26 protein-coding genes are annotated in these 21,120 nt (G+C 58.6%); 11 read left to right on the top strand and 15 right to left on the bottom strand.

Annotation, left to right across the window (positions count from 1 at the left end):
- Positions 1-27: 27 nt before the first annotated feature.
- A complete protein-coding gene (locus AB4O41_RS25375) occupies positions 28-783 on the bottom strand; it encodes a spermidine synthase (protein ID WP_460145150.1) in 756 nt (251 codons plus the stop codon).
- Positions 784-944: 161 nt separating this feature from the next.
- Here AB4O41_RS25375 and AB4O41_RS25370 point away from each other — a divergent pair, with 161 nt between their 5' ends.
- Positions 945-2,291 carry a class II 3-deoxy-7-phosphoheptulonate synthase gene (locus tag AB4O41_RS25370; RefSeq protein ID WP_007899909.1) on the top strand — a complete coding sequence of 449 codons (1,347 nt, stop codon included), beginning with the start codon at positions 945-947 and terminating at the stop codon, positions 2,289-2,291.
- Positions 2,292-2,398: 107 nt separating this feature from the next.
- On the opposite strand, the gene AB4O41_RS25365 is transcribed toward AB4O41_RS25370, so the two are convergent.
- On the bottom strand, positions 2,399-3,628 hold the full coding sequence (locus AB4O41_RS25365; protein WP_460145149.1) for a winged helix-turn-helix domain-containing protein: 1,230 nt from the start codon (positions 3,626-3,628) through the stop codon (positions 2,399-2,401).
- Between the two features lie 64 nt (positions 3,629-3,692).
- Entirely contained in the window at positions 3,693-3,908 is a 216-nt protein-coding gene (locus tag AB4O41_RS25360) for a DUF1127 domain-containing protein (RefSeq protein ID WP_460145148.1), read from the bottom strand.
- Between the two features lie 96 nt (positions 3,909-4,004).
- On the opposite strand from AB4O41_RS25360, the gene AB4O41_RS25355 reads away from it, so the two are divergent.
- On the top strand, positions 4,005-4,859 hold the full coding sequence (locus AB4O41_RS25355) for a LysR substrate-binding domain-containing protein (RefSeq protein ID WP_007899911.1): 855 nt from the start codon (positions 4,005-4,007) through the stop codon (positions 4,857-4,859).
- On the opposite strand, the gene AB4O41_RS25350 is transcribed toward AB4O41_RS25355, so the two are convergent.
- On the bottom strand, positions 4,849-5,583 hold the full coding sequence (locus AB4O41_RS25350) for a sulfite exporter TauE/SafE family protein (protein WP_460148418.1): 735 nt from the start codon (positions 5,581-5,583) through the stop codon (positions 4,849-4,851). The two genes, AB4O41_RS25355 and AB4O41_RS25350, sit on opposite strands and share 11 nt — an antisense overlap.
- 124 nt (positions 5,584-5,707) lie before the next feature.
- Here AB4O41_RS25350 and AB4O41_RS25345 point away from each other — a divergent pair, with 124 nt between their 5' ends.
- The 4 genes from AB4O41_RS25345 to AB4O41_RS25330 all read left to right on the top strand — a co-directional run bounded on the left by AB4O41_RS25345 (position 5,708) and on the right by AB4O41_RS25330 (position 8,993).
- Entirely contained in the window at positions 5,708-6,664 is a 957-nt protein-coding gene (locus AB4O41_RS25345) for a LysR family transcriptional regulator (protein WP_460145147.1), read from the top strand.
- A 69-nt stretch (positions 6,665-6,733) separates the two neighbouring features.
- The gene (locus tag AB4O41_RS25340; protein WP_007899914.1) at positions 6,734-7,195 is read left to right on the top strand and encodes a MarR family winged helix-turn-helix transcriptional regulator; all 462 of its coding nucleotides are present in this window, start codon (positions 6,734-6,736) and stop codon (positions 7,193-7,195) included.
- A 329-nt stretch (positions 7,196-7,524) separates the two neighbouring features.
- The gene (locus AB4O41_RS25335; protein WP_460145146.1) at positions 7,525-7,944 is read left to right on the top strand and encodes an organic hydroperoxide resistance protein; all 420 of its coding nucleotides are present in this window, start codon (positions 7,525-7,527) and stop codon (positions 7,942-7,944) included.
- A 32-nt stretch (positions 7,945-7,976) separates the two neighbouring features.
- Positions 7,977-8,993, top strand: a complete 1,017-nt coding sequence (locus AB4O41_RS25330; protein ID WP_460145145.1) for an alpha/beta hydrolase — start codon at positions 7,977-7,979, stop codon at positions 8,991-8,993.
- A 168-nt stretch (positions 8,994-9,161) separates the two neighbouring features.
- Here AB4O41_RS25330 and AB4O41_RS25325 read toward each other — a convergent pair whose 3' ends face one another.
- Together AB4O41_RS25325 and earP are read right to left on the bottom strand one after the other, a co-directional pair.
- The gene (locus tag AB4O41_RS25325) at positions 9,162-9,731 is read right to left on the bottom strand and encodes an elongation factor P (RefSeq protein ID WP_007899917.1); all 570 of its coding nucleotides are present in this window, start codon (positions 9,729-9,731) and stop codon (positions 9,162-9,164) included.
- A 48-nt stretch (positions 9,732-9,779) separates the two neighbouring features.
- Positions 9,780-10,922: an elongation factor P maturation arginine rhamnosyltransferase EarP gene (earP, locus tag AB4O41_RS25320; RefSeq protein WP_460145144.1), complete on the bottom strand. Its 1,143-nt coding sequence runs from the start codon at positions 10,920-10,922 to the stop codon at positions 9,780-9,782.
- Positions 10,923-11,046: 124 nt separating this feature from the next.
- On the opposite strand from earP, the gene AB4O41_RS25315 reads away from it, so the two are divergent.
- Both AB4O41_RS25315 and AB4O41_RS25310 read left to right on the top strand, forming a co-directional pair.
- Positions 11,047-11,445, top strand: a complete 399-nt coding sequence (locus tag AB4O41_RS25315) for a hypothetical protein (RefSeq protein ID WP_007899919.1) — start codon at positions 11,047-11,049, stop codon at positions 11,443-11,445.
- A gap of 14 nt (positions 11,446-11,459) precedes the next feature.
- Positions 11,460-11,942: a GreA/GreB family elongation factor gene (locus AB4O41_RS25310; protein WP_460145143.1), complete on the top strand. Its 483-nt coding sequence runs from the start codon at positions 11,460-11,462 to the stop codon at positions 11,940-11,942.
- Between the two features lie 16 nt (positions 11,943-11,958).
- Here the strand turns inward: AB4O41_RS25310 and cysB are convergent, their stop codons facing one another.
- From cysB to AB4O41_RS25285, 5 genes are all read right to left on the bottom strand, one after another.
- The gene (gene cysB / locus AB4O41_RS25305) at positions 11,959-12,933 is read right to left on the bottom strand and encodes an HTH-type transcriptional regulator CysB (RefSeq protein ID WP_007899921.1); all 975 of its coding nucleotides are present in this window, start codon (positions 12,931-12,933) and stop codon (positions 11,959-11,961) included.
- Between the two features lie 112 nt (positions 12,934-13,045).
- Complete coding sequence (locus AB4O41_RS25300; RefSeq protein WP_460145141.1) at positions 13,046-13,549, bottom strand: universal stress protein; 504 nt, start codon at positions 13,547-13,549, stop codon at positions 13,046-13,048.
- Between the two features lie 97 nt (positions 13,550-13,646).
- Positions 13,647-14,552, bottom strand: coding sequence for a 5'-nucleotidase (locus AB4O41_RS25295; protein ID WP_258620869.1), 906 nt, complete (start codon positions 14,550-14,552; stop codon positions 13,647-13,649).
- 25 nt (positions 14,553-14,577) lie between these two features.
- Entirely contained in the window at positions 14,578-15,534 is a 957-nt protein-coding gene (locus AB4O41_RS25290) for a putative 2-dehydropantoate 2-reductase (protein ID WP_460145139.1), read from the bottom strand.
- Entirely contained in the window at positions 15,531-15,917 is a 387-nt protein-coding gene (locus AB4O41_RS25285; RefSeq protein WP_460145137.1) for a thioredoxin family protein, read from the bottom strand. The genes AB4O41_RS25290 and AB4O41_RS25285 overlap by 4 nt, the downstream gene beginning before the upstream one ends.
- Here AB4O41_RS25285 and AB4O41_RS25280 point away from each other — a divergent pair.
- Positions 15,916-16,344, top strand: coding sequence for a PilZ domain-containing protein (locus tag AB4O41_RS25280; protein ID WP_460145135.1), 429 nt, complete (start codon positions 15,916-15,918; stop codon positions 16,342-16,344). The two genes, AB4O41_RS25285 and AB4O41_RS25280, sit on opposite strands and share 2 nt — an antisense overlap.
- 162 nt (positions 16,345-16,506) lie before the next feature.
- Entirely contained in the window at positions 16,507-17,583 is a 1,077-nt protein-coding gene (locus AB4O41_RS25275; protein WP_008009435.1) for a 3-deoxy-7-phosphoheptulonate synthase, read from the top strand.
- A gap of 70 nt (positions 17,584-17,653) precedes the next feature.
- Here the strand turns inward: AB4O41_RS25275 and AB4O41_RS25270 are convergent, their stop codons facing one another.
- The gene (locus AB4O41_RS25270; RefSeq protein WP_030132333.1) at positions 17,654-17,935 is read right to left on the bottom strand and encodes a GNAT family N-acetyltransferase; all 282 of its coding nucleotides are present in this window, start codon (positions 17,933-17,935) and stop codon (positions 17,654-17,656) included.
- Between the two features lie 631 nt (positions 17,936-18,566).
- Here AB4O41_RS25270 and oprI point away from each other — a divergent pair.
- Entirely contained in the window at positions 18,567-18,818 is a 252-nt protein-coding gene (gene oprI / locus AB4O41_RS25265) for an outer membrane lipoprotei OprI (protein WP_003172710.1), read from the top strand.
- A 123-nt stretch (positions 18,819-18,941) separates the two neighbouring features.
- Here the strand turns inward: oprI and AB4O41_RS25260 are convergent, their stop codons facing one another.
- The 3 genes from AB4O41_RS25260 to AB4O41_RS25250 all read right to left on the bottom strand — a co-directional run bounded on the left by AB4O41_RS25260 (position 18,942) and on the right by AB4O41_RS25250 (position 21,115).
- On the bottom strand, positions 18,942-19,913 hold the full coding sequence (locus tag AB4O41_RS25260; RefSeq protein ID WP_460145134.1) for a L,D-transpeptidase family protein: 972 nt from the start codon (positions 19,911-19,913) through the stop codon (positions 18,942-18,944).
- 246 nt (positions 19,914-20,159) lie between these two features.
- A complete protein-coding gene (locus AB4O41_RS25255; RefSeq protein ID WP_003226812.1) occupies positions 20,160-20,453 on the bottom strand; it encodes a hypothetical protein in 294 nt (97 codons plus the stop codon).
- Positions 20,454-20,509: 56 nt separating this feature from the next.
- Positions 20,510-21,115, bottom strand: coding sequence for an arylesterase (locus AB4O41_RS25250; protein ID WP_367372463.1), 606 nt, complete (start codon positions 21,113-21,115; stop codon positions 20,510-20,512).
- Between the last annotated feature and the right edge of the window lie 5 nt (positions 21,116-21,120).

The raw sequence follows: 21,120 nt of genomic DNA, 5'->3' as shown, positions 1-21,120 counted from the left end.
TCCCTCGCCACAGATGACCTCACCGCTTCACGTCGCCGGCCGAATCGCCTTGATCAACGACTGCAACGAATACCCCAATCGCGGTGCCAGGCCTTCAGCGCGCGCGATCAGCCCATCCAGATCCAGTTCCTGATCCAGCTCAGACGGCACGATCAGAATCACGTTGCCCTCCTTCACCGGCAATTCCCAGTAATGCCGGTGATAGAGGCCGCGCAACAATGCCGCCCCCAACGGTCGACCATCGTCGGTGGCCCACTGGTTGATCACCAGCCAGCCACCCGGATTCAACCGTTTCTGACAGTTCTCCAGAAAACTCCAGGCCAGATGCCCGACACCCGGCCCGACATCGGTATAGAGGTCGACGAAAATCAGATCAGCCGGTTCAGCCGTATCGAGCAACTCCAGGGCATCGCCGACGCGAATGTACAGCCGCGGATCATCATCGAGCCCAAGGTATTCGATGGCCAGGCGCGGTACATCCGGACGCAGCTCGATGGCTTCGACATCTTCCAACGGCAGGAACTTGAGGCAAGCCTGGGTCAGAGTGCCGGCGCCGAGCCCTAGGAACAGCGCGCTTTCCGGCTGTTCGTGGCACAGCGCACCAATCAACATCGCCCGGGTGTAATCGTACTCGAGCCAGCTCGGGTCAGCGGTGAACACGCAGCTCTGTTCGATGGCATCACCGAACTCCAGAAAACGGTAATCAGCCACTTCCAGCACGCGAATCACGCCGAATTCATCCTGTACCTCGGCGAGCAGATGCTCGACGCGCTCCTCAGTCATTTCGTCTCCTGATCGTTACCGGGCCTGCATGCAGTAAATAGCAGCGCAATAAGACCGCGTGGGTGGCGGCAAAGGAGCGATTGTCCGCGAAGCGACGGGAACAGGTCACGCACTAATTGCTGATAACATAACCGTCCGAGCGTAAAACACTAGAGACTGCAATGAGCCAACCCTGGAGCCCTGACAGCTGGCGCGCCCTGCCGATCCAGCAACAACCCCAATACCCCGACGCGGCGCATTTGCTGCACGTCGAGCAAACTTTGGCGAGCTATCCGCCACTGGTGTTTGCCGGTGAAGCCCGGGAGTTGCGTCGTCAGTTTGCCGAAGTGACCCAGGGCCGGGCATTTCTGTTGCAGGGCGGCGACTGCGCCGAAAGCTTTGCCGAATTCTCCGCCGCGAAAATTCGCGACACGTTTAAAGTGCTGCTGCAAATGGCGATCGTCATGACCTTTGCCGCCGGTTGCCCGGTGGTCAAAGTCGGACGCATGGCCGGCCAGTTCGCCAAGCCTCGCTCGGCCAACGATGAAACCATCAACGGCGTAACGCTGCCGGCCTACCGTGGCGATATCGTCAACGGCATCGGTTTCGACGAAAAAAGCCGCGTACCGGATCCGGATCGTCTGCTGCAGTCTTACCACCAGTCCACTGCAACCCTGAACCTGCTGCGCGCCTTTGCCCAAGGCGGTTTTGCCGACCTGCATCAGGTGCACAAGTGGAACCTGGACTTCATCGCCAACTCGGCGCTGGCCGAGAAGTACAGCCATCTGGCCGATCGCATCGATGAAACCCTGGCCTTCATGCGCGCCTGCGGCATGGACAGTTCACCGCAATTGCGCGAAACCAGTTTTTTCACCGCCCACGAAGCGCTGCTGCTGAACTACGAAGAAGCTTTCGTGCGTCGCGACAGCCTGACCAACGACTACTACGACTGCTCGGCCCACATGCTGTGGATCGGCGACCGTACCCGTCAACTGGACGGCGCGCATGTCGAATTCCTGCGCGGGGTGCACAACCCGATCGGCGTCAAGGTCGGCCCGAGCATGAACCCTGAAGACCTGATTCGCCTGATCGATGTGCTCAACCCGGACAACGATCCGGGTCGCCTGAACCTGATCGCGCGGATGGGCGCGAACAAGGTCGGCGATCACCTGCCGCAGCTGATCCGCGCGGTGCAGCGCGAAGGCAAGCAGGTGCTTTGGAGCTCCGACCCAATGCACGGCAACACCATCAAGGCCAGCAGCGGCTACAAGACCCGCGACTTCGCGCAGATCCTTGGCGAGGTGAAGCAATTCTTCCAGGTTCACGAGGCGGAAGGCAGTTATGCCGGCGGCATCCACATCGAAATGACCGGACAGAACGTCACCGAATGCATCGGCGGCGCGCGGCCGATTACCGAGGATGGCTTGTCGGACCGTTACCACACCCACTGCGACCCACGGATGAATGCCGATCAGTCGCTGGAACTGGCGTTTTTGATTGCCGAAACCCTGAAGCAGGTTCGGCGGTGAGTCAGTAAGTCTTTGGTTGCCTGATACACCGCTTTCGCGAGCAAGCCCGCTCCCACAGTTGACTGCATTCCAAATGTGGGAGCGGGCTTGCTCGCGAAGGCGCCAGCTCAAACAACACTCAATTGAGCCAATGCCACCCGCAACCGCGCCGCACTCGCCCGCGGGCAATTCAATTGAATCTGCGCCAGCCCCAACCAATCCGCCATCTGCCGCAAATTGACCGCCAACGCCAGCATCCCAGCCTCATCCAGCCCCGGCTCTTCCTCATGCACGGCATGCACCGCCAACCGGCCCAACGCTCGCTCGGCACGCAAGTCGACCCGCGCAGCAATCCGCTCATTGTGCAAAAACGGCAATACGTAATAGCCGTAGATGCGCTTGTGCTGTGGCGTATAAATCTCCAACCGATAACGGAAATCGAACAATCGCTCGGTGCGGCTGCGTTCCCAGATCAGCGAATCGAACGGTGAAAGCAGCGCACTGGCCTCGACCTTGCGCGGTACTTTCGGCTCTGCCAGGCAATAGGCCGGTTGCCGCCAGCCTTCAACTTCACAGAGCAGCAGATCACCCGCCTCGACCAGCTCCGCCAGACGCGGTCGGCTATCGGCAGGGCTCAGGCGAAAATAATCCCGCAGGTCTTTTTCCGTCGCCACGCCCAACGCATTGGTGGCATGCAACAACAGACCGCGCTGAGCCTCGGCTTCGCTAAGCAAGGGCTGCTGGAGAATCGCCGAAGGAATCACCCGCTCCGGCAAATCATAAAGCCGCTCGAATCCGCGCCGGCCGGCCACGGTCACTTCGCCAGCGGCAAATAACCATTCCAGCGCATGCTTTTCCGCGCTCCAGTCCCACCACGGTCCTGCCCGCTCCTGCCGGGTCGACAAACTACCCGCCCCCAGCGCACCAAGTTCCTGTACCGACGCCAAAACGCGGCGAATCGTGGCTTGCTGCTCAAGACCGAAGCGTGCCAGTTGCTGGTAAATATCTTCGCCGCGGGTCGCGCGCTGCATTCGCCAACGCATCAAGGGGTACATCGACAAGGGCAACAAAGACGCTTCGTGGCCCCAGTATTCGAATAACGTGCGTCGACGGCCCTGACTCCAGGCAGCCTGATCGAGCAAGTCGGATGAGTAATTGCCAAGACGGGAAAACAAAGGAAGGTAGTGCGAACGCACCAACGCATTGACCGAATCGATTTGCAGAATGCCCAGACGCTCAATCAGCCGATTGAGCTGAACCGCTTTGATCGCCGCCGGCGGCTGGCGCCCATTGAACCCTTGGGCAGCCAGCGCCAGACGCCGAGCCTGTTTGAGGGAAAAAGACAGTGTGGCGGGCATGAGCATCTCCTTGTCTGCTCGCAACCTACCTCACCCGGAAGTGGTTTGTGTAGCGATGGCATCATCATTTATGCATCGGATCATCCCAGAACGGTCTTACCGTCTCATGCTCCACATCTGCACGGCTCACGCCGATATCCTTCAGTGCTTCGTCGCTCAAGCCCGCCAACATTTCACGTTCACGGTGAAGTTCGTACCAGCGACTAAACTTGTGCAGCAGATCGGATACCGCGTGGATTGAGAATTTTTGTTCCGTTACCTGCTCGTTGTGACCTTTCATCGTATTGCCCTCCTTTTGGGATAGCTCAAGTCTCGCGCCAGCGATAAGATCAATCCAACGAATGTTTCTGATGGCATACATCTCGGAGATTGATGAATGTCCGCTTACCCCAGTATCGACACCGATGTACTGCGCACCTTCGTCGCGATCGCCGATCAGGGCGGTTTTACCCGCGCCGGTGAAATGGTCAACCGCACTCAATCGGCGGTGAGCATGCAGATGAAACGCCTGGAAGAAGACGTGCTGCAGCGCCAGCTGTTCGAACGCGACGGGCGCCAGGTCAAGCTGACCGCCGAAGGCCAGGTATTGCTGGGCTATGCGCGGCGCATCCTCAAACTCCATAGCGAAGTCTTCAATACCCTGCGCGAGCCACACATGGTCGGCACGGTGCGCATCGGCACGCCTGATGATTACGTCATGCGTTTTCTGCCGGGCATCCTGTCGCGCTTTGCACAGTTCTACCCGTTGATCCAGATCGAGGTTCATTGCGAATCGACCCGGCAACTGTTGCAGCGCCAGGATCTGGACCTGTCCATCGTCACCCGCGAGCCGGGTAACGAAATTGGCCAACTGCTGCGCAAGGAGCGTTTTGTCTGGGCCGAAGCCCAATGCTTTAGCGCCCATGAACAAACGCCGCTGCCGCTGGCGATGTTCAACAGTGATTGCTTCTGCCGTCTCTGGGCTTGCAATGCCCTGGACGCCATGGGCCGCGACTACCGGATTGCCTACAACAGCTCCAGCCTGTCGGCGTTGATGGCCGTGGTCAGCGCGGGCCTGGCAATCACCGCGCAGCTGGAAAGCCTGATCACACCGGACATGCGCATCCTTGGTGCCAACGAAGACCTGCCGCTGTTGCCGGAAGCCAGCATCATGCTGATCCGCAACCTGAATAACCCTTCGCCGATCACCGAATGCCTGGCCGAGCACATCGTGGAAGGTTTCAAACTTTAAAAGCGAGCATTACCGCACAGACCACCAGAAAACCGCAGAACAGCCCGCGCAGAAGTCGCTCCGGCAATGCGTGGGCAATTCTCACGCCCCAACTGATGCTCATCAATCCACCGACCGCCAACGGCACACCGATCGCCCAATGCACCTGATGGTGCACCGCATAAGTCGCCAGGGTGACGCCCGTACTCGGCAACGCCAGCGCCAGCGCCAATCCCTGGGCAACCACTTGAGTGGTACCAAACAGGCTGGTCAACACCGGCGTTGCCACCACCGCTCCGCCCACTCCAAATAGTCCGCCCATCGTCCCGGAAGCCGCGCCGAGCACACCCAGCCACGGCCAGGAATAACGCATCTGCGAAGAGACCGGTGCATTGGTGGTGAACATTCGCATCAGGTTGTAGGCCGACAGCGCAATCAGAAAAGCAACAAAGCCCAAGCGCATGGTTTGCGCATCGATACCCACCGCCCAGATCGAACCGATCCAGGCGAAGCAAAATCCCATCGAGGCCAGTGGCAGCGCATGCCGCAATTCGATGCGATTGCGCTGGTGATAGCGCCACAGCGCCAGCATCACGTTCGGCACCACCATCACCAGCGCCGTGCCTTGGGCAATCTGCTGATCAAGACCGAACCACACGCCCAGCAGCGGGATCGCGACCAATCCGCCCCCAATGCCGAACAGACCGCCGAGGGTTCCCAGGGCCGCGCCAAAAACCAGATACATCAAAAACTCAATCACAGGCGAATTTCCTTTTGTCAGGCTGTTCATCCTACGCAGTCGGCTCTGGCGGGGAAACGCACAGCAACGCACAATGGCTGTGCCAACTTCGCACAAGCGCCGACGAACCATGAACCCCAATCAATTGACCGAACAACTTGGCCTGTTTCTCGATGTGCTGGAAAGCGGCAGTTTTTCCGCCGCCTCCCGTCGTCATCCACTGACGCCATCGGCGGTGGCACGACGCATTGATAGCCTGGAAAACGCGGTCGGCAGCCAGTTGTTCATTCGCAGCACACATGCCGTGCGCGCTACCCCGGCCGGGATGGCTTTTGCCGAGCGTGCGCGGCGGATCGTCGCTGAACTGCGCCTGGCCCGGGCGGAAGCGGTGTCCCTGAGCAGTGCGCCGGAAGGCCTGATTCGAGTGGATGCGCCGGCAGCGTTCGGACGCCGACACTTGGCGCCGGTGATTGCCGATTTCCTGACGCTTTACCCCGGCCTTGACGTGCAACTGCACCTGATCGACAGCTTTGTCGATATGCAGGGCTCGAACCTGGGCAAAGTCGATCTGGTGCTACGTGCCGGGCAGATGGCCGACACCCGGCTGGTGGCGACGCCACTGGCGAGCATGGTGCGCATCGCCTGCGCCAGCCCCGATTACCTGCAACGCCGTGGCGTGCCGACCGACCCTGCGCAGTTGGTCGACCACGATGGCCTCGACTGGGAGGGCCTGGCTCCGCCGTTCGCCTGGCGCTTCGAACGGGAGGGGCAGATGCACTTGCACCGACCAGCGCGAATCCGCATGAGCGCCAACAATGCCGAGGCGCTGGTGTGCGGCGCACTGGCCGGATTGGGCATCGCGCACTTGCCGACCTGGCTGGCCAGCGAATACTTATTACGCGGTGAACTGCTGCCGCTGTTTTGCGAGAATGGGTTACCAAAACCGGAAAGCACCGGCATTTACGCGTTGCGCCTGGAGCAGCAACCCAGTTCGCGCAGCCGCTTGTTGCTGGAATACCTGAAGACCCGTTTCAGCCCCATCCCGCCCTGGGATCTGGCGCTGCAAACCAACCTGGACCGCCACTAGTCCAGAATTATCTGGCGCATTAAAGATTCGCCCGCTAGATTCATGACGATCACTGATCAAGGCTTTGAAATGAACACCGAGCGCAATAACCCGGATAACTGCGACGACCTGCTGCTGGACAATCAGGTCTGCTTCGCCCTGCATTCCACCTCGCTGCTGATGACCAAAGTCTACAAGCCGCTGCTGCAAGCGCTGGGCCTGACCTATCCGCAGTACCTGGCGATGATGGTGTTGTGGGAAAAGGATGGGCTGACGGTCGGCGAAATCAGCACCCGACTGCTGACCGATCCCGGTTCCCTCACCCCGTTGCTCAAGCGTCTGGAAGCCGAAGGCCTGCTGAGCCGCACCCGCAGCCGTGAAGACGAGCGAGTGGTGATTGTCGAACTGACCGAGCAAGGTCGTGCGCTACGAGACAAGGCACGGGGCATTCCCCAGTGCATCCTCGGCGCCAGCGGACAAACGCTGGAACAGTTGAAGAAGCTGCAAGCGGATCTTCAAGCGCTGCGTAGTCATCTGCAAGATAGCCTTTAGACCGCGTTATCGTTCTTCGCGGGCAAGCCTCGCTCCTACAGGTTTTGTGTCGTTTACAAATTATGTATCGACCGAAAACCTGTAGGAGCGAGGCTTGCCCGCGAAGGGTCCTCCCCGCCGCAAAATAATTTACCTCGTAAAAACCTCGCACGAAAGCCTCTATCTCAAGCTTCTCCTTCCCAATCGAACTGTTGGACCTACGACCCGAAACTCATTTTTTCGAAAATTTATCTTGCACGCTAAATATTTGCGAGCTACATTCACCTCGCACTTACTTAGCGCGCAAACATTTAGCGCAAAAACATCCAAATTCGAATGAGGCTCACACCATGCAAACTCTCTACACCGCAATCGCAACCTCCACCGGCGGCCGTGACGGTCGTGCGATCTCCAGCGACAACGTGCTCGACGTCAAACTCGCCACGCCTAAAGAACTCGGCGGTGCCGGCGGTGCGGCAACCAACCCTGAACAACTGTTCGCAGCCGGCTACTCCGCCTGTTTCATTGGCGCACTGAAATTCGTCGCCAGCCAGACCAAACGCAAAATCCCGGACGACGCATCGATTACCGCCCATGTCGGCATCGGCCAGATCCCTGGCGGTTTCGGTCTGGACATCGATCTGCACATCAGCCTGCCGAGTCTTGAGCAAGCCGATGCGCAAAGCCTGGTCGAAGCTGCCCACCAGGTTTGCCCGTACTCCAACGCCACCCGTGGCAACGTCGATGTACGCCTGCACGTTACCGTCTAACCGCTGACTCCAAGGTCGAACAGGAAATGAATATGAACACTTTCAGCAAAGTCTTGACCGGTACTCTTCTGGCCCTGTCCATCAACAGTGCATTCGCAGGCAATGGGGTTGAACACAACACCCAGGCGTTCCTCGATGTACTGAGTGCCGGCACCGGCAAACCGATGGAACAGCTCACCCCTGCCGAAGCCCGCGCGGTGTTGGTGGGCGCGCAGGCCGGGGTGAAACTGACTCTGCCCAGAGCCGATGTCAGCGAGAAGACCATCCAGGTCGACGGCCAACCGATCAGCCTGACTATCGTTCGGCCGGCCGGGGTCAAGGGCGAGCTGCCGGTGTTCATGTTCTTCCATGGCGGTGGCTGGGTGCTGGGGGACTTCCCGACCCACGAACGACTGGTTCGCGACTTGGTAACGGGTTCGGGCGCGGCGGCGGTGTTCGTCAATTACACCCCGTCGCCGGAAGCGCATTACCCGGTGGCGATCAACCAGGCCTACGCCGCGACGAAGTGGGTGGCCGAGCACGGTAAAGAGATCAACGTCGACGGCAAACGTCTGGCCGTGGCCGGCAACAGCGTCGGAGGCAACATGGCAGCCGTGGTTGCGCTGATGGCCAAAGACAAAGGCACGCCGGCGATCAAATTCCAGGTGTTGTTGTGGCCGGTGACGGATGCCAGCTTCGAGACGGCGTCTTACAACCAGTTCGCCGAGGGGCACTTCCTCACCAAAAACATGATGAAGTGGTTCTGGGACAACTACACCACCGACGCCAAACAACGGAACGAGATCTACGCCTCACCGCTGCGGGCGACCACCGCGCAACTCAAGGGCTTGCCACCTGCTCTGGTGCAGACGGCCGGTGCCGATGTCCTGCGCGATGAGGGTGAAGCCTACGCCCGCAAACTCGACGAGGCGGGTGTACCGGTCACGGCAGTTCGCTACAACGGCATGATCCACGACTATGGTTTGCTCAACGTAGTGAGCCAGGTGCCCGCGGTGCGCTCGGCGATGCTGCAAGCCTCTGAAGAGCTCAAGCAACACCTGAAGAAATAACGCCGTCCCCTGTAGGAGCGAGGCTTGCCCGCGAAAGCGATTTGTCATTCAACATTGTTGTCGACTGACACGACGCCTTCGCGGGCAAGCCTCGCTCCTACAGGATTGGGCATCGGCCACAAAAAAGCCCGACTCAATGGTCGGGCTTTTTCATTCCTGAAGCTGTGCTTATTTAGCACGGCCTTTGTAGGAACCGCCTTCGCGGGTATCGATCTCGATCATATCGCCGATTTCGATGAAGTCAGCAACCGACAGCTCGGTACCGTTCTTCAGTTTGGCAGGCTTCATCACCTTGCCGGAAGTGTCACCGCGAGCGGAACCTTCGGTGTAGTCAACCTGACGCACGATAGTGGTCGGCAGTTCTACGGAAACCAGACGCTCTTCGAAGAAGATCGCTTCGCAAACATCGGTCATGCCTTCTTCAACGAAAGGCAGAACGGCTTCGATGTCTTCAGCGTTCAGCTCGTACATGGTGTAGTCAGTGGTGTCCATGAACGTGTAGGAGTCGCCGCTGATGAAGGACAGGGTCGCTTCTTTACGGTCGAGGATTACGTCGTCCAGTTTGTCGTCGGCGCTGTAAACGATCTCGGTCTTGTAACCGGTCAGCAGGTTTTTCAGCTTGGTCTTCATGATCGCGCTGTTACGACCCGACTTGGTGAATTCAGCTTTCTGAACCAGCCAAGGATCGTTTTCGAGACGGATCACCATCCCGGGTTTCAGTTCTTTACCAGTTTTCATTGCGAATATCCGAATTTGGATGGGATTTACAAAAATCTAGGCCGCGTATCATATCCAATTTAGGTAAAACTGTACCAGCGCTGCGGCAAGATCTGCCTGCAAGGCTTGTTCCAGACACCATGTCTCGGCATGTTTTTCCAGTTCAGGCCAATGTTTGCGGGTTGATTTCCAGTGATCCGTCATTGTCTCACCTGCATTCCATGCCCGCCATAGACCGCTGATCGCCTCGCGGGCAGGCGCGGACAGGCCTTGGGTGTACAGGGTCAGGAAGGCATCGAGCTTATCCAGATGGATATCTTCGTCCTGCCGATAGATGTGCCAGAGCAGCGGACGTCCCGCCCATTGAGCGCGGACAAAGGAGTCTTCGCCGCGCACAGCGTTGAAATCGCAGCTCCACAGCAGCAGGTCATATTGATCCTGTCGGACGAATGGCAGCACTTGCACGGTCAAGGCATCGCGCACATGCACCGCCCCGGCCTTCAGCCCATCCACCCCGAGCCAGCGTGCGACGTCGCCGAGAATCCGGCCTTCGGGTACCAGCAGATGAGTCGGCGTCGAATCGGCCGCCATCGTGTCGAGCCAACTGGCCAGCCCGGTATTTTCGTAGGCAAACAGCGAGATCAGTTGTGCATTCGGCGCGCGATCAATTCCCAGGCCTTGCAGGAATTCTCGCTGAGCTTGCGGACTTTGCTGAAACTGCCGACGCCGCTCCAGCAATCCGCTTTCACGCAGCAAGCCGCCGGTGCCCTTGCGAAAGCCCGGGAAGAAAAAGAACTTCTGCACATTCTTGTACTTCACCGATGGCAAGCCGTGACAGCCAACGACCCAGTCTTCGGCACTCAGATAATCGAGGTTCATCCACAGCGGCGGTTTTTCCCGTTCGGCCATGGCCTCCATATAAGCACTTGGCAACTGGCAGGCGAATGCGGCGATGACGACATCAGCGGCTTCGGTGAGCTGCCAATCGGCCGACCACTGTCGCACCTCGACGCCCTGTTGCCACTGCTGCGCAGCGTTGATATCGATTTGCGGACACAAACGCTCGAAGGCCCGCAGGTCGTCGACCCACAAGCGCACCGTCACGGCATGTTCGGCCACCAGTTGTCGGGCCAGGCGCCAGGTCACACCGATGTCGCCGAAGTTATCGACCACGGTGCAAAAAATATCCCAGCGGGTTTTCATTTCAGGCATTCCAGGCTCCCGTTGGCAAAGGCGCCGATTGTCCGCATAAATTACCCCGTGCAGAAGAGCCGACGGCGATTAATCTTCATGCGACAATCGCCACTTGCCCGCGACTACCCGCCAGGAGGCAGTAATGCCCTACCGCCCCAACCCGCGCCGTCCCTTGCCGATTCAGTTTAATGCGCTTCAACTGACCGGCAGCATTGCCCTCGGTTTGTGGCTGGGATTCATCGCGATTGCACTGACTTGCTGGCTCGCCTGGCGCCTGTTGTTCAACGAGCAATTGGCGCCCTTGGCCCAAGCGGTGGAGCAACTGGCCAAGCCACCGGTGATTGAGCAACCGGCCCCGCAGAACCCGATGTTCGAACAGTACGAGGACCATCTGCGCAGGAATGAACAGCAGCAAATGGTGGAACAGGCCAGAAGCAGCAAACACAATCTGTCCAATCCAAAATGCCAGTTCTGGCTGCAGCAAAATCAAACTGCGCCGAGCGAAAAAAGCCGCGCCAACGTCCTGCAATTTTGCGATTGATCATGAAGCTCTCTATGCACAAGCCGACCGTCCACCAACTGATTATCGACAAGCTGCGGATCGATCTCGACATCGCCGAGCGGGCCGCGCAAACCGCTTACGAAACCGCGACCCACGAAGAAAACATAGCCGAAAACAAGTACGACACGTTGGGGCTGGAGGCGTCTTACCTGGCGGCCGGACAGGCCAGACGAGTGGAAGAAATCAGGCAGTCATTGACCCTTTGCCAGAACCTGACTCTGCGACCTTATGACGATCAGCGCGGTATCGAAGTCGGTGCCTTGCTGGGTCTGGAAGACGAAAAGGGTCGCGAGCAATGGCTGTTCCTGGCCCCTGACGCGGCCGGGCTGAAGATTGATCTGGTGGGACAACTGATTACTGTCATCACCCCCCGTTCGCCGCTGGGCAAAAGCCTGCTGGGCAAGTTCGAAGGGGATGACGTGGAGATTCTGGTGGCGGGCGCTCGGCAACAGTTTTCTGTTACCGAGGTGGTCTAGGCAAGAAGATTGACGATTAATGCACCGGCAGTTCGACGCCGTCGAACAGCTCTTCCAGTTCCTGTTTGTTGTGGCACTGAATGGCCTTGGCCATGACTTCGCGGGTCAGGTGCGGCGCGAACTTCTCGATGAAGTCGCACATGAAACCACGCAGGAACGTGCCGCGACGGAAACCGATTTTGGTAATGCTGGATTCGAACAACTCGCTGGCATCAAGCACCACCAAGTCGCTATCAAGCTTGGTGTCGACCGCCATTTTCGCCACGATGCCCACGCCCAGGCCCAGACGAACGTAAGTCTTGATCACGTCGGCGTCGGCCGCGGTGAACACCACTTTTGGTGTCAGGCCACGATGACTGAAGGCTTCGTCGAGTTTCGAACGGCCGGTGAAACCGAACACATACGTCACGATCGGGTATTCGGCCAGGGCTTCGAGGGTCAGCTTCGACAGCTTGGTCAGCGGGTGCCCCTGAGGCACGACCACGCAGCGGTTCCAGCGGTAGCACGGCATCATCACCAGGTCACCGAACAGCTCCAGCGCTTCGGTGGCGATGGCGAAATCGACGGTGCCGTCAGCGGCCATCTCGGCGATCTGCATCGGCGAACCCTGGTGCATGTGCAGGGCAACGTCCGGGTATTGCTTGATGAAATTGCTGATCACCGGTGGCAACGCATAACGCGCCTGGGTGTGCGTGGTGGCGATCGACAGGGTGCCTTTTTTCTCGTTGGAGAATTCCTGGGCTATCTGCTTGATGCTTTCAACTTTGCGCAGGATCTCACCAGCGGTGGTGATGATGCGCTCGCCGGCCGGGGTAACCCGGGTCAGGTGCTTGCCGCTGCGGGCGAAAACCTCGACCCCCAATTCGTCTTCCAGCAGACGGATCTGTTTGCTGATGCCCGGTTGCGAGGTGTAGAGGCTTTGGGCTGTAGCTGAAACGTTGAGGTCGTGGTGCGCCACTTCCCAGATGTAGCGCAATTGTTGAAGCTTCATATGAATCCCTCAAAGCAGGTAGACGCCACGGGCATCAGCGACGGTATATAACTATATTAATGGTTTGATTAATAAATCTAGAACTTTTTATCAAAATGCCATTATTCGGGTCCTAGCGATCCCCTTTGCGGCGACGCTCCATCAGTGGCACCAGATAGACCGGCACCCTGGACAGTTGCAACACGCGCGCAGCGGTCCTGCCCAATGGCGTTTCCGCGCCAGCGCCATGACTGTGACTCCCTACGATCAGCAAATCGACGGAGAGTTTCTGCGCCTGGTCGAGAATCACTTCCGACGGATCACCCTGCAGCACCCGCACAGCCCGAATCCGTTCCAGATCCTGCTCCCCCTCATCCCCCAGTTCCTCGCGAAAGCTGTCGAGCACCCGTTGCTCGATATTGGCAATCACGTTATTCAGGCCCTGACTGTGAAACTCGTTCAAGGCCTGCTCATCGAGGTAACTCTGAAGCACCGATTCGGCGAACAACCCCATCGGCTCAACCGCATGCACCACATACAAGTCGGCATTGAATGTTCGAGCCAGTGCCAACGCATGCTGCATCACAAAAGGTGCATACAGACCGAGGTCGGTGGCATACAGCATCGAATGAATCATAGTGACCTCCTTTAATGCCAACATGGCGGAGATTGATTCAGCTTAGCAGTGCCGTGGCGAGTACGGCGTTCGGCTCCGCGCATCGAACCGCAGCGCTTTAAATCGACGGCTCGTTACTGATGCCATGCGGCACGTGACCGGTGGCGACCACTTCGCGGGCCAGTTCGCAATGGCCGGCCTGATCGTCGAAAAATACGTCGGCGGCAAAGGCTTCGAGAAAAGCCGATTTGGTCAGCCCCCCAAGGAACAGCGATTCGTCCAGACGGATGTCCCATTCGCGCAAGGTGCGGATCACCCGTTCATGAGCCGGTGCCGAGCGCGCGGTCACCAGCGCGGTGCGAATTGGACAGGCATCATCGGGGAACTCGCGCTGCAAAAGATTGAGCGCTGCGAGGAAGCCTTTGAACGGTCCGCCGCGCAAAGGCTCGCGGGCTGACTCGCGTTCGCTGGCCTGAAACGCCGCCAGGCCTCCCGACTGATAGACCCGCTCCGACTCATCGGAAAAAAGCACCGCGTCACCGTCGAAAGCAATGCGCAATTCATCACTGGCGGCGCGACTGGCACCGCCCGACAGAATAGTCGCTGCGGCGAAACCCGCCTCCAGCGCACTGCGCACATCGTCGGAATGGGTCGAAAGAAACAGGTCGCAGCCAAAGGCCTTGAGGTACGGATAAGGACTGCGCCCGCCGACAAATGCCGCACGCGAGATCGCCAGGCCATAGTGATGAATCGAATTGAAAACCCGCAGGCCGGTGTCGGCGCTGTTGCGCGACACCAGGATCACCTCGACCCGGGCGCGGCCGAGACTGGCGTTCAGGTTCAGGAGTTTTTCGACTAACGGGAACGCATCGCCGGGTTCGAGAATTTCGTCTTCGTGTTCGATCTGGTATTGCCGATAGGCCTCGACACCACTCGACAGATAAACCTTGTGGCTTTCACTCAAGTCGAACAGTGCTCGCGAAGAAATCGCCAACACCAGTTTGTCGTCTATGCCATTTGCCATGCCCTTCCCTCTCCTTTTTACCGACTCAGTGATTACGTCGATCGATAAAACTCAAGCTGCGATACAAGGCTTCTATTCGTGGCAATTCACATCCCGCCGCCTTCGCCGCTGCCAGTGGCCGAGTGTAGATCGCGTCCAGTTCCAGCGGTCGCTTGTGCAGGAAGTCGTGGTACATGCTCGGCCAATAATCGGGCATTTTCTCGGTCATCATGAACAGATAATCGGCGTAACCCGGCGGCATGTCGTGGCCACAGGCCTTGGCCCCCTGAACCACTTCGGCCATCAAGGCCTGAATCAGCGCGCGGCTGTCGGCATCCGTCATTAATGGCGTGGTGCTGGCTCCCAGCAGAACCGACAGACCGTTGTAGGGGATATTCCAGACCAGTTTCTGCCAACGCGCCTGATGCAGGTTCGGCATGGCCGAGGAGTCGATGCCCGCACTGCGAAACAGTCCGGCACCCTCCTCGACGATATTCATGCGCGCCTGTTCATCGGCGGCGGGGCCGCTGTGATAGCCGACGTTCACGGCCCCGAGCGCCTGATGGGTAATGACCCCTGGGCCGGTGCGATGGACGCAGATCAGACAGAGCCCGCCGAGCAGGTGCAGCGAATCGGGGAGCAACTCGCGCAGACTGTCTTCGACGTCCAGGCCATTTTGCAGCAGCAGTACTTTGGCATCAGGTGCCGCGGCTTGAATAATGGCCGGTGCCAGGTCCGCATTACTGGTGGTCTTGGCGCCTACCAGCAGCCAGTCGCAGGGTGGCATGTCTGCGGCCGACGAATACGCCTGAACCGGATTCAAGACCAGTGGGCCCAACGACGCATGATCGAGATGCAAGCCGCGTTCGGCCACCGCCGAAAACTCACTGCGCAACAGGAAATGCACATCGAAACCGGCACGCGCCAGCATCAGCCCGTAGAAACCACCGATTGCGCCGGTGCCGATAATGCCGATTCTCGGCTTGACCACTGTGTCTGTCATGGCAACTCCTCTGCTTGTCGACTCAACGCCTGACCCACGGCCTCGTTGAGCGCCGTGCGGGTCAGACGCGACTCTAGCGCCCCGAAGAACTCACCGTCGCGCACCACAAACAGCGCCGGCAAATGAAAGACCCGATAACGCTCGACCACCCCGCCATTGTTTCCGGCATCGATCCAGCACAGGCGATCGACCGCCAGATCGAACCTGGGCAGTTGCTCACGGGCAAAACGGCAACTGGCGCAGCCGACGCTGGTAAAGATCACCAGGGAAATGCCGTTCATCGCCAACAGCCGTTGGTCGGCGTCGAAATCGGTCAGTTCCGATTCGACCACTATACTGGGAGGAACGATGTCAGATGGCCGACACAGGGAGTCCGTGTTCATGAGACGTTATCTTCCTCATCCTGATGATGTGCCCGTCGAATTAACGTTGTTCAAACATGAGTGTATTTCGCGACAACAGCTGCACACTATCAGCCTCGGTGGCATGGCTTGCAATTACCACCGCGCGTGGCGCCACGGTACGGCGCTGGAAGTACGCATGCCGACCTTGAACCCGGACTTGCGTTTTCTGGGTTATGTGGCTTGGTGCCTGCGACGCAAACGCGGCTATCTGGTTGGCATCGCCTTTGTTGACGAACAGATGCTGTTCAGTGCCAGGATGGGCGAACAGGTGTGTCAGATCGAACGTTACCGCCGCCAGCATGACGCGCACGACGACCTGCAGGACATTCAGGCCCTCGCTCTCGAATGGGTCCAGCAGCATGCCGACGAGTTCTCCCACGACACGGTTCGCAAGGCATTTGCATAGCCTGTGCCGGTTTAAGGGACGTTCTGCCCCCTAAACAGGTGTCTACCCATTGTCGAGCCACGGTGTAACGCGCTAAGGTTCAGCTCCCCGACGCGCTTAATTTGCTGTGCTCCGCCGCGCGGGTTCGCTGGCGGCCGGCACCCGTGACCTGACGAGTAAACGATGGCTGATTTACCGATCAACGACCTTAACGTCGCCTCCAACGAGACCCTGATCACTCCCGATCAGCTCAAGCGTGATATCCCTCTGAGCGATGCTGCCCTGCGCACCGTCACCAAGGGCCGCGAAGTCATTCGCAACATTCTTGATGGCACCGACCACCGCCTGTTCGTCGTGATCGGGCCGTGCTCGATCCATGACATCAAGGCTGCCCACGAATACGCCGAGCGCCTGAAAGTGCTCGCGGCCGAAGTGTCCGATACCCTGTATCTGGTCATGCGCGTGTATTTCGAGAAGCCACGCACCACCGTCGGCTGGAAAGGCTTGATCAACGACCCGTACCTGGACGACTCATTCAAGATTCAGGATGGCCTGCACATCGGTCGTCAGTTGCTGCTGGACCTGGCCGAGATGGGCCTGCCCACCGCGACCGAAGCCCTCGACCCGATCTCCCCGCAATACTTGCAGGACCTGATCAGCTGGTCGGCGATCGGCGCACGCACCACTGAATCCCAGACTCACCGTGAAATGGCTTCCGGCCTGTCCTCGGCCGTCGGCTTCAAGAACGGCACCGATGGCGGCCTGACGGTGGCCATCAACGCTCTGCAATCGGTCTCCAGCCCGCACCGTTTCCTCGGTATCAACCAGGAAGGTGGCGTGTCGATCGTCACCACCAAGGGCAATGCCTACGGTCACGTGGTATTGCGCGGCGGCAACGGCAAACCGAACTACGATTCGGTCAGCGTCGCACTCTGTGAGCAAGCGCTGAACAAGGCGAAAATCAAGCCGAACATCATGGTTGATTGCAGCCACGCCAACTCCAACAAGGACCCGGCCCTGCAACCGTTGGTGATGGAGAACGTCGCCAACCAGATCCTCGAAGGCAACCAGTCGATCATCGGCCTGATGGTCGAAAGTCACCTGAACTGGGGCTGCCAGGCGATCCCGAAAGACCTCGCCGACCTGCAATACGGCGTGTCGATCACCGATGCCTGCATCGATTGGACCGCCACCGAAAACACCTTGCGCAGCATGCACGCCAAGCTCAAGGATGTACTGCCGAAACGCGATCGCAGCTGATCGCCGTTTCGTTTCACGCATAAAAAAACGCCAGGTTTAAACCTGGCGTTTTTTTATGCGTTCGCTTTGTTCACAGCTTGGCGGCATGCCGCTGGTGGCGTTCCATGTAGCGCTCCACATAGGAGCACGATGGAATGACCGTGTAGCCCATTTCCTCGGCGTATTGCAGTGCCTGCTCGGTCAACGCCGCCGCGATGCCGCGACCACGCAGCGCGTTGGGCACAAAGGTACGATAAATATCCAGGGTCTGTTTTCCCAGATCCATATAGGTCAGGTAGGCACGATAACCGTCCACAGTGGTCTCGAACTGATGACCAGCCTGGTCATGGTGGATGGACAACGCCTCGCTCATCACTACTCCTCGCGGGTCTTTAATTCTGACCCCTACCTTACCGATGTTTTTCCGGCGAAGGAACATCTACGCCACCCCGTGCCTGAATGGACACCGAGAGAGCAACACCTATCTCGCGCAACCGAGCACGTATCAAATAGTAGGCACCATTGGCAGAAATGCTCAAGGGACGCTCGTCATGCTGGCTGGCGGGTATTGCCTGGGGTAATGCAGGGGCGGCTCGACCGGAATCTTCCCGAGTCCGAGCCTGAACATTGCCGGATGTTGAGACTTAAGACGAGCGCCCTTTGTTTAAGTCACCTCAACATGGATAAAGATATGAGAGCCGCTGCGCAAAATCCGAACAAAAGTGTGGACGATTCCATCTAGACAGACTTTAGTCGAGACTGAAAAACAGCTGCCGACACCGGGAACTTTTCCTCGGCGGCTCGCTCAGCTCGGGCCTCGCAGCTGGATATTTTTTATACAATGCAGTTAAAAGTTGCTCGAAAAAGAATCAACGCCTACAATTTTTTTTGCTTCTTGCTCTACGTCAGTTTACTTACTACAAGTAATGGGTAGTATGTACGCCGGCTATTTCCTCAATCTGAGGAGACAGCTACTTAATAGAAAGTCCTTGAAGGGGAACACGATGAACAACGTTCTGAAATTCTCTGCTCTGGCTCTGGCCGCAGTTCTGGCTACCGGTTGCAGCAGCGTATCGAAAGAAACCGAAGCACGTCTGACTGCTACTGAAGACGCAGCAGCTCGCTCCCAGGCTCGTGCAGACGAAGCTTACCGTAAAGCTGATGAAGCTCTGGCTGCTGCTCAAAAAGCACAACAGACTGCTGACGAAGCTAACGAGCGTGCTCTGCGCATGCTGGAAAAAGCTAGCCGCAAGTAATAGTCCTTCGGGATTGTTATCAAGCCGATCCATTTTTTGGGTCGGCTTTTTTATTGCCCGCCGTTTCAGCAGGCGATAAAAAACCCGCCGACGCGGGCTGCGTCGGCGGGTTGCTTTAACGCGTTACTGCTGCAGGTCGATCGGCGCACTCGATACCATGGGTGCCGACGAGTTCGGCACGGCGATTTCCACCGGCAGGCCATCTTCAGCGGCAACCACGTCACGCACAACATCCCAGTTCATGCGCAAGTTGTTGGTGATGTCCTCACGCTTGAGCATCGCATTGATCACTGCGGTGTGCTTGTCGACTACCGAAGGGTTGCCCTTGTCGTCCAGCGGCGTGTGCGCTTCCAGATAAACCTTGCCGCCACTGAGGCCGAACTTGTACGGATCGTTGAGGATGCGCACCGACGTCCCTACTGGCACCATGCCAGCCATTTCCAGCACATTGTTGTTGAACATGCGGAAGCAACCGTGGCTGGTGCGCATGCCGATACCGAACTTCTTGTTCGAGCCGTGGATCAGGTAGCCCGGAGTGCCCAGTGTGAACTTGAACGGCCCCAGCGGGTTGTCCGGGCCGGCCGGCACCACATTCGGCAATGGGTCACCATCAGCGGCGTGCTCTGCCTTGATCGACGCTGGAGGCGTCCAGGTCGGGTTCGGTGTCTTCGCAACGATGCTGGTGTGGGCAATCGGCGAGCCCCAGCCTTCACGACCAATACCCAGCGGGAAGGTGTACACCACGTTCCGGCCTTTCGGGAAATAGTAAAGGCGGTATTCAGCCAGGTTGATGACGATGCCTTCACGGGGACCCGGCGGCAGGATGAAGCGCGTCGGCAACACCACTTCGGTACCCGCACCAGGCAACCATGGATCAACGCCTGGGTTGGCCGCGACCATTTCCGAGTAGCCCAGATCGTAGGTGGTGCCAAGGTCGGCGAAGGTGTCTTCGTACTTGGCCTTGATCACTTGCACCTGGCCGACGATGTCTTCACCAGGGGGTGGCAGGGGTAGCTCCAACGCTGCTACCGGACCCGCGACACAGAGGGCGGCAAGAGACAGGCAGCGGGTGACGGCGGGAAAGCGCGGCAACATCCGGAAAATCCTTCGCATGATCGACAAGGGTATAAAAACGGGATTGTACACCGCCTCCCGTTATTTCGGGGAGGCAGAGAAGTGGCAAGCGATGCAAGGCACTTGCTTCGAAAGGGATGATTGCCCTCACTGAGAGTTGGCGACCGGAATGACGCCATCGCGAGCAGGCTCGCTCCCACAGGGTTAGCGGCGTCACACACCTTGCGCCCCCCCCTATGTGGGAGCGAGCCTGCTCGCGATGGGGCCCTAAAGCTCGAATCGCAACTCGGGCCAGATCGGCGAGGTGCCACGTTTTTGCGATTCCAGAATGGCGCGGCACAGCGAGCACAGACGCTGGTCCTGGAACACTCTACGGTCGACGCTCGACCAGCGCGGTTGCGCCGGCAACAGGCTGCCGCACAAGGTTCGGTCCGCCGAGCCGCCCAACTCCAGTTGACGGGTCACCAGATGCACCCGCACTTCCTGGCAGGCGAACAGATCCAGCTGTTCGTCAGGCTCGATCAGTTGGTAGGCAAAAAGGGACCAGGCAGGACGCGGCATCGGGGGCTCCAAATCGGGGGCGCCACCTTAGCCGAAACACCGCCGCTAGAAAAGCGTCAAAGCAGCGGTTTCAGTGTCGGCCAGACATTTTCCAGCAACTTGTCCTGAGCCGCCGCAGCCGGGTGCAGGCCGTCGCCCTGCATCAGGTCCGGATGACCGCCCACACCGTCGAGAAAAAACGGCACCAGCGGGATCTTTTTCTCGTTGGCGACCTTGGTGAAAGCCTCGGCAAAGGCCTGGGTGTAACGCGCACCGTAGTTGGGTGGCAGTTGCATGCCCAGTAGCAATACCTTGGCACCACTGGCGCGGGAGCTGTCGATCATCGACGCAAGATTTTGTTGCAATTGTGTTGGCAGCATTCCACGCAACCCATCGTTGCCCCCCAACTCGAGGATAACCAGCGCAGGCTTATGCTCTGCAAGCAGCGCCGGCAGGCGCGCCCGGCCTCCGGCACTGGTGTCGCCGCTAATGGATGCATTGACCACTTTATCGTCGAAACCTTCGTGCTTGAGCCGTTGCTCGAGCAATGACACCCACCCCAAGCGGGTATCCAGGCCGAAACCGGCGCTGATACTATCGCCAACGATCAGGACTGTACCCGCCGCTGCGTTCTGGGCCATGCACATCAAGGCCAGGCCAGCACTCAAAAACCACACACGCATCGGAT

It is taken from the genome of Pseudomonas sp. S2_A02, assembly GCF_054668495.1.
This window is presented reverse-complemented; position numbering and strand designations above follow the sequence as displayed.

What these genes read in the sequence shown, in the direction of transcription:
- AB4O41_RS25360 (WP_460145148.1), bottom strand. Translation starts at nt 3,908, where the DNA reads ATGAAAGGTCACAACGAGCAGGTAACGGAACAAAAATTCTCAATCCAC.
- AB4O41_RS25330 (WP_460145145.1), top strand. Translation starts at nt 7,977, where the DNA reads ATGAACACTTTCAGCAAAGTCTTGACCGGTACTCTTCTGGCCCTGTCC.
- AB4O41_RS25285 (WP_460145137.1), bottom strand. Translation starts at nt 15,917, where the DNA reads ATGAACACGGACTCCCTGTGTCGGCCATCTGACATCGTTCCTCCCAGT.
- AB4O41_RS25270 (WP_030132333.1), bottom strand. Translation starts at nt 17,935, where the DNA reads ATGAGCGAGGCGTTGTCCATCCACCATGACCAGGCTGGTCATCAGTTC.
- cysB (WP_007899921.1), bottom strand. Translation starts at nt 12,933, where the DNA reads ATGAAGCTTCAACAATTGCGCTACATCTGGGAAGTGGCGCACCACGAC.
- AB4O41_RS25310 (WP_460145143.1), top strand. Translation starts at nt 11,460, where the DNA reads ATGCACAAGCCGACCGTCCACCAACTGATTATCGACAAGCTGCGGATC.
- AB4O41_RS25280 (WP_460145135.1), top strand. Translation starts at nt 15,916, where the DNA reads ATGAGACGTTATCTTCCTCATCCTGATGATGTGCCCGTCGAATTAACG.
- AB4O41_RS25355 (WP_007899911.1), top strand. Translation starts at nt 4,005, where the DNA reads ATGTCCGCTTACCCCAGTATCGACACCGATGTACTGCGCACCTTCGTC.
- AB4O41_RS25275 (WP_008009435.1), top strand. Translation starts at nt 16,507, where the DNA reads ATGGCTGATTTACCGATCAACGACCTTAACGTCGCCTCCAACGAGACC.
- AB4O41_RS25350 (WP_460148418.1), bottom strand. Translation starts at nt 5,583, where the DNA reads ATGTATCTGGTTTTTGGCGCGGCCCTGGGAACCCTCGGCGGTCTGTTC.
- AB4O41_RS25290 (WP_460145139.1), bottom strand. Translation starts at nt 15,534, where the DNA reads ATGACAGACACAGTGGTCAAGCCGAGAATCGGCATTATCGGCACCGGC.
- AB4O41_RS25365 (WP_460145149.1), bottom strand. Translation starts at nt 3,628, where the DNA reads ATGCCCGCCACACTGTCTTTTTCCCTCAAACAGGCTCGGCGTCTGGCG.
- AB4O41_RS25260 (WP_460145134.1), bottom strand. Translation starts at nt 19,913, where the DNA reads ATGTTGCCGCGCTTTCCCGCCGTCACCCGCTGCCTGTCTCTTGCCGCC.
- AB4O41_RS25300 (WP_460145141.1), bottom strand. Translation starts at nt 13,549, where the DNA reads ATGATTCATTCGATGCTGTATGCCACCGACCTCGGTCTGTATGCACCT.
- AB4O41_RS25315 (WP_007899919.1), top strand. Translation starts at nt 11,047, where the DNA reads ATGCCCTACCGCCCCAACCCGCGCCGTCCCTTGCCGATTCAGTTTAAT.
- earP (WP_460145144.1), bottom strand. Translation starts at nt 10,922, where the DNA reads ATGCCTGAAATGAAAACCCGCTGGGATATTTTTTGCACCGTGGTCGAT.
- AB4O41_RS25335 (WP_460145146.1), top strand. Translation starts at nt 7,525, where the DNA reads ATGCAAACTCTCTACACCGCAATCGCAACCTCCACCGGCGGCCGTGAC.
- AB4O41_RS25250 (WP_367372463.1), bottom strand. Translation starts at nt 21,115, where the DNA reads ATGCGTGTGTGGTTTTTGAGTGCTGGCCTGGCCTTGATGTGCATGGCC.
- AB4O41_RS25325 (WP_007899917.1), bottom strand. Translation starts at nt 9,731, where the DNA reads ATGAAAACTGGTAAAGAACTGAAACCCGGGATGGTGATCCGTCTCGAA.
- AB4O41_RS25375 (WP_460145150.1), bottom strand. Translation starts at nt 783, where the DNA reads ATGACTGAGGAGCGCGTCGAGCATCTGCTCGCCGAGGTACAGGATGAA.
- oprI (WP_003172710.1), top strand. Translation starts at nt 18,567, where the DNA reads ATGAACAACGTTCTGAAATTCTCTGCTCTGGCTCTGGCCGCAGTTCTG.
- AB4O41_RS25295 (WP_258620869.1), bottom strand. Translation starts at nt 14,552, where the DNA reads ATGGCAAATGGCATAGACGACAAACTGGTGTTGGCGATTTCTTCGCGA.
- AB4O41_RS25340 (WP_007899914.1), top strand. Translation starts at nt 6,734, where the DNA reads ATGAACACCGAGCGCAATAACCCGGATAACTGCGACGACCTGCTGCTG.
- AB4O41_RS25345 (WP_460145147.1), top strand. Translation starts at nt 5,708, where the DNA reads ATGAACCCCAATCAATTGACCGAACAACTTGGCCTGTTTCTCGATGTG.
- AB4O41_RS25370 (WP_007899909.1), top strand. Translation starts at nt 945, where the DNA reads ATGAGCCAACCCTGGAGCCCTGACAGCTGGCGCGCCCTGCCGATCCAG.
- AB4O41_RS25255 (WP_003226812.1), bottom strand. Translation starts at nt 20,453, where the DNA reads ATGCCGCGTCCTGCCTGGTCCCTTTTTGCCTACCAACTGATCGAGCCT.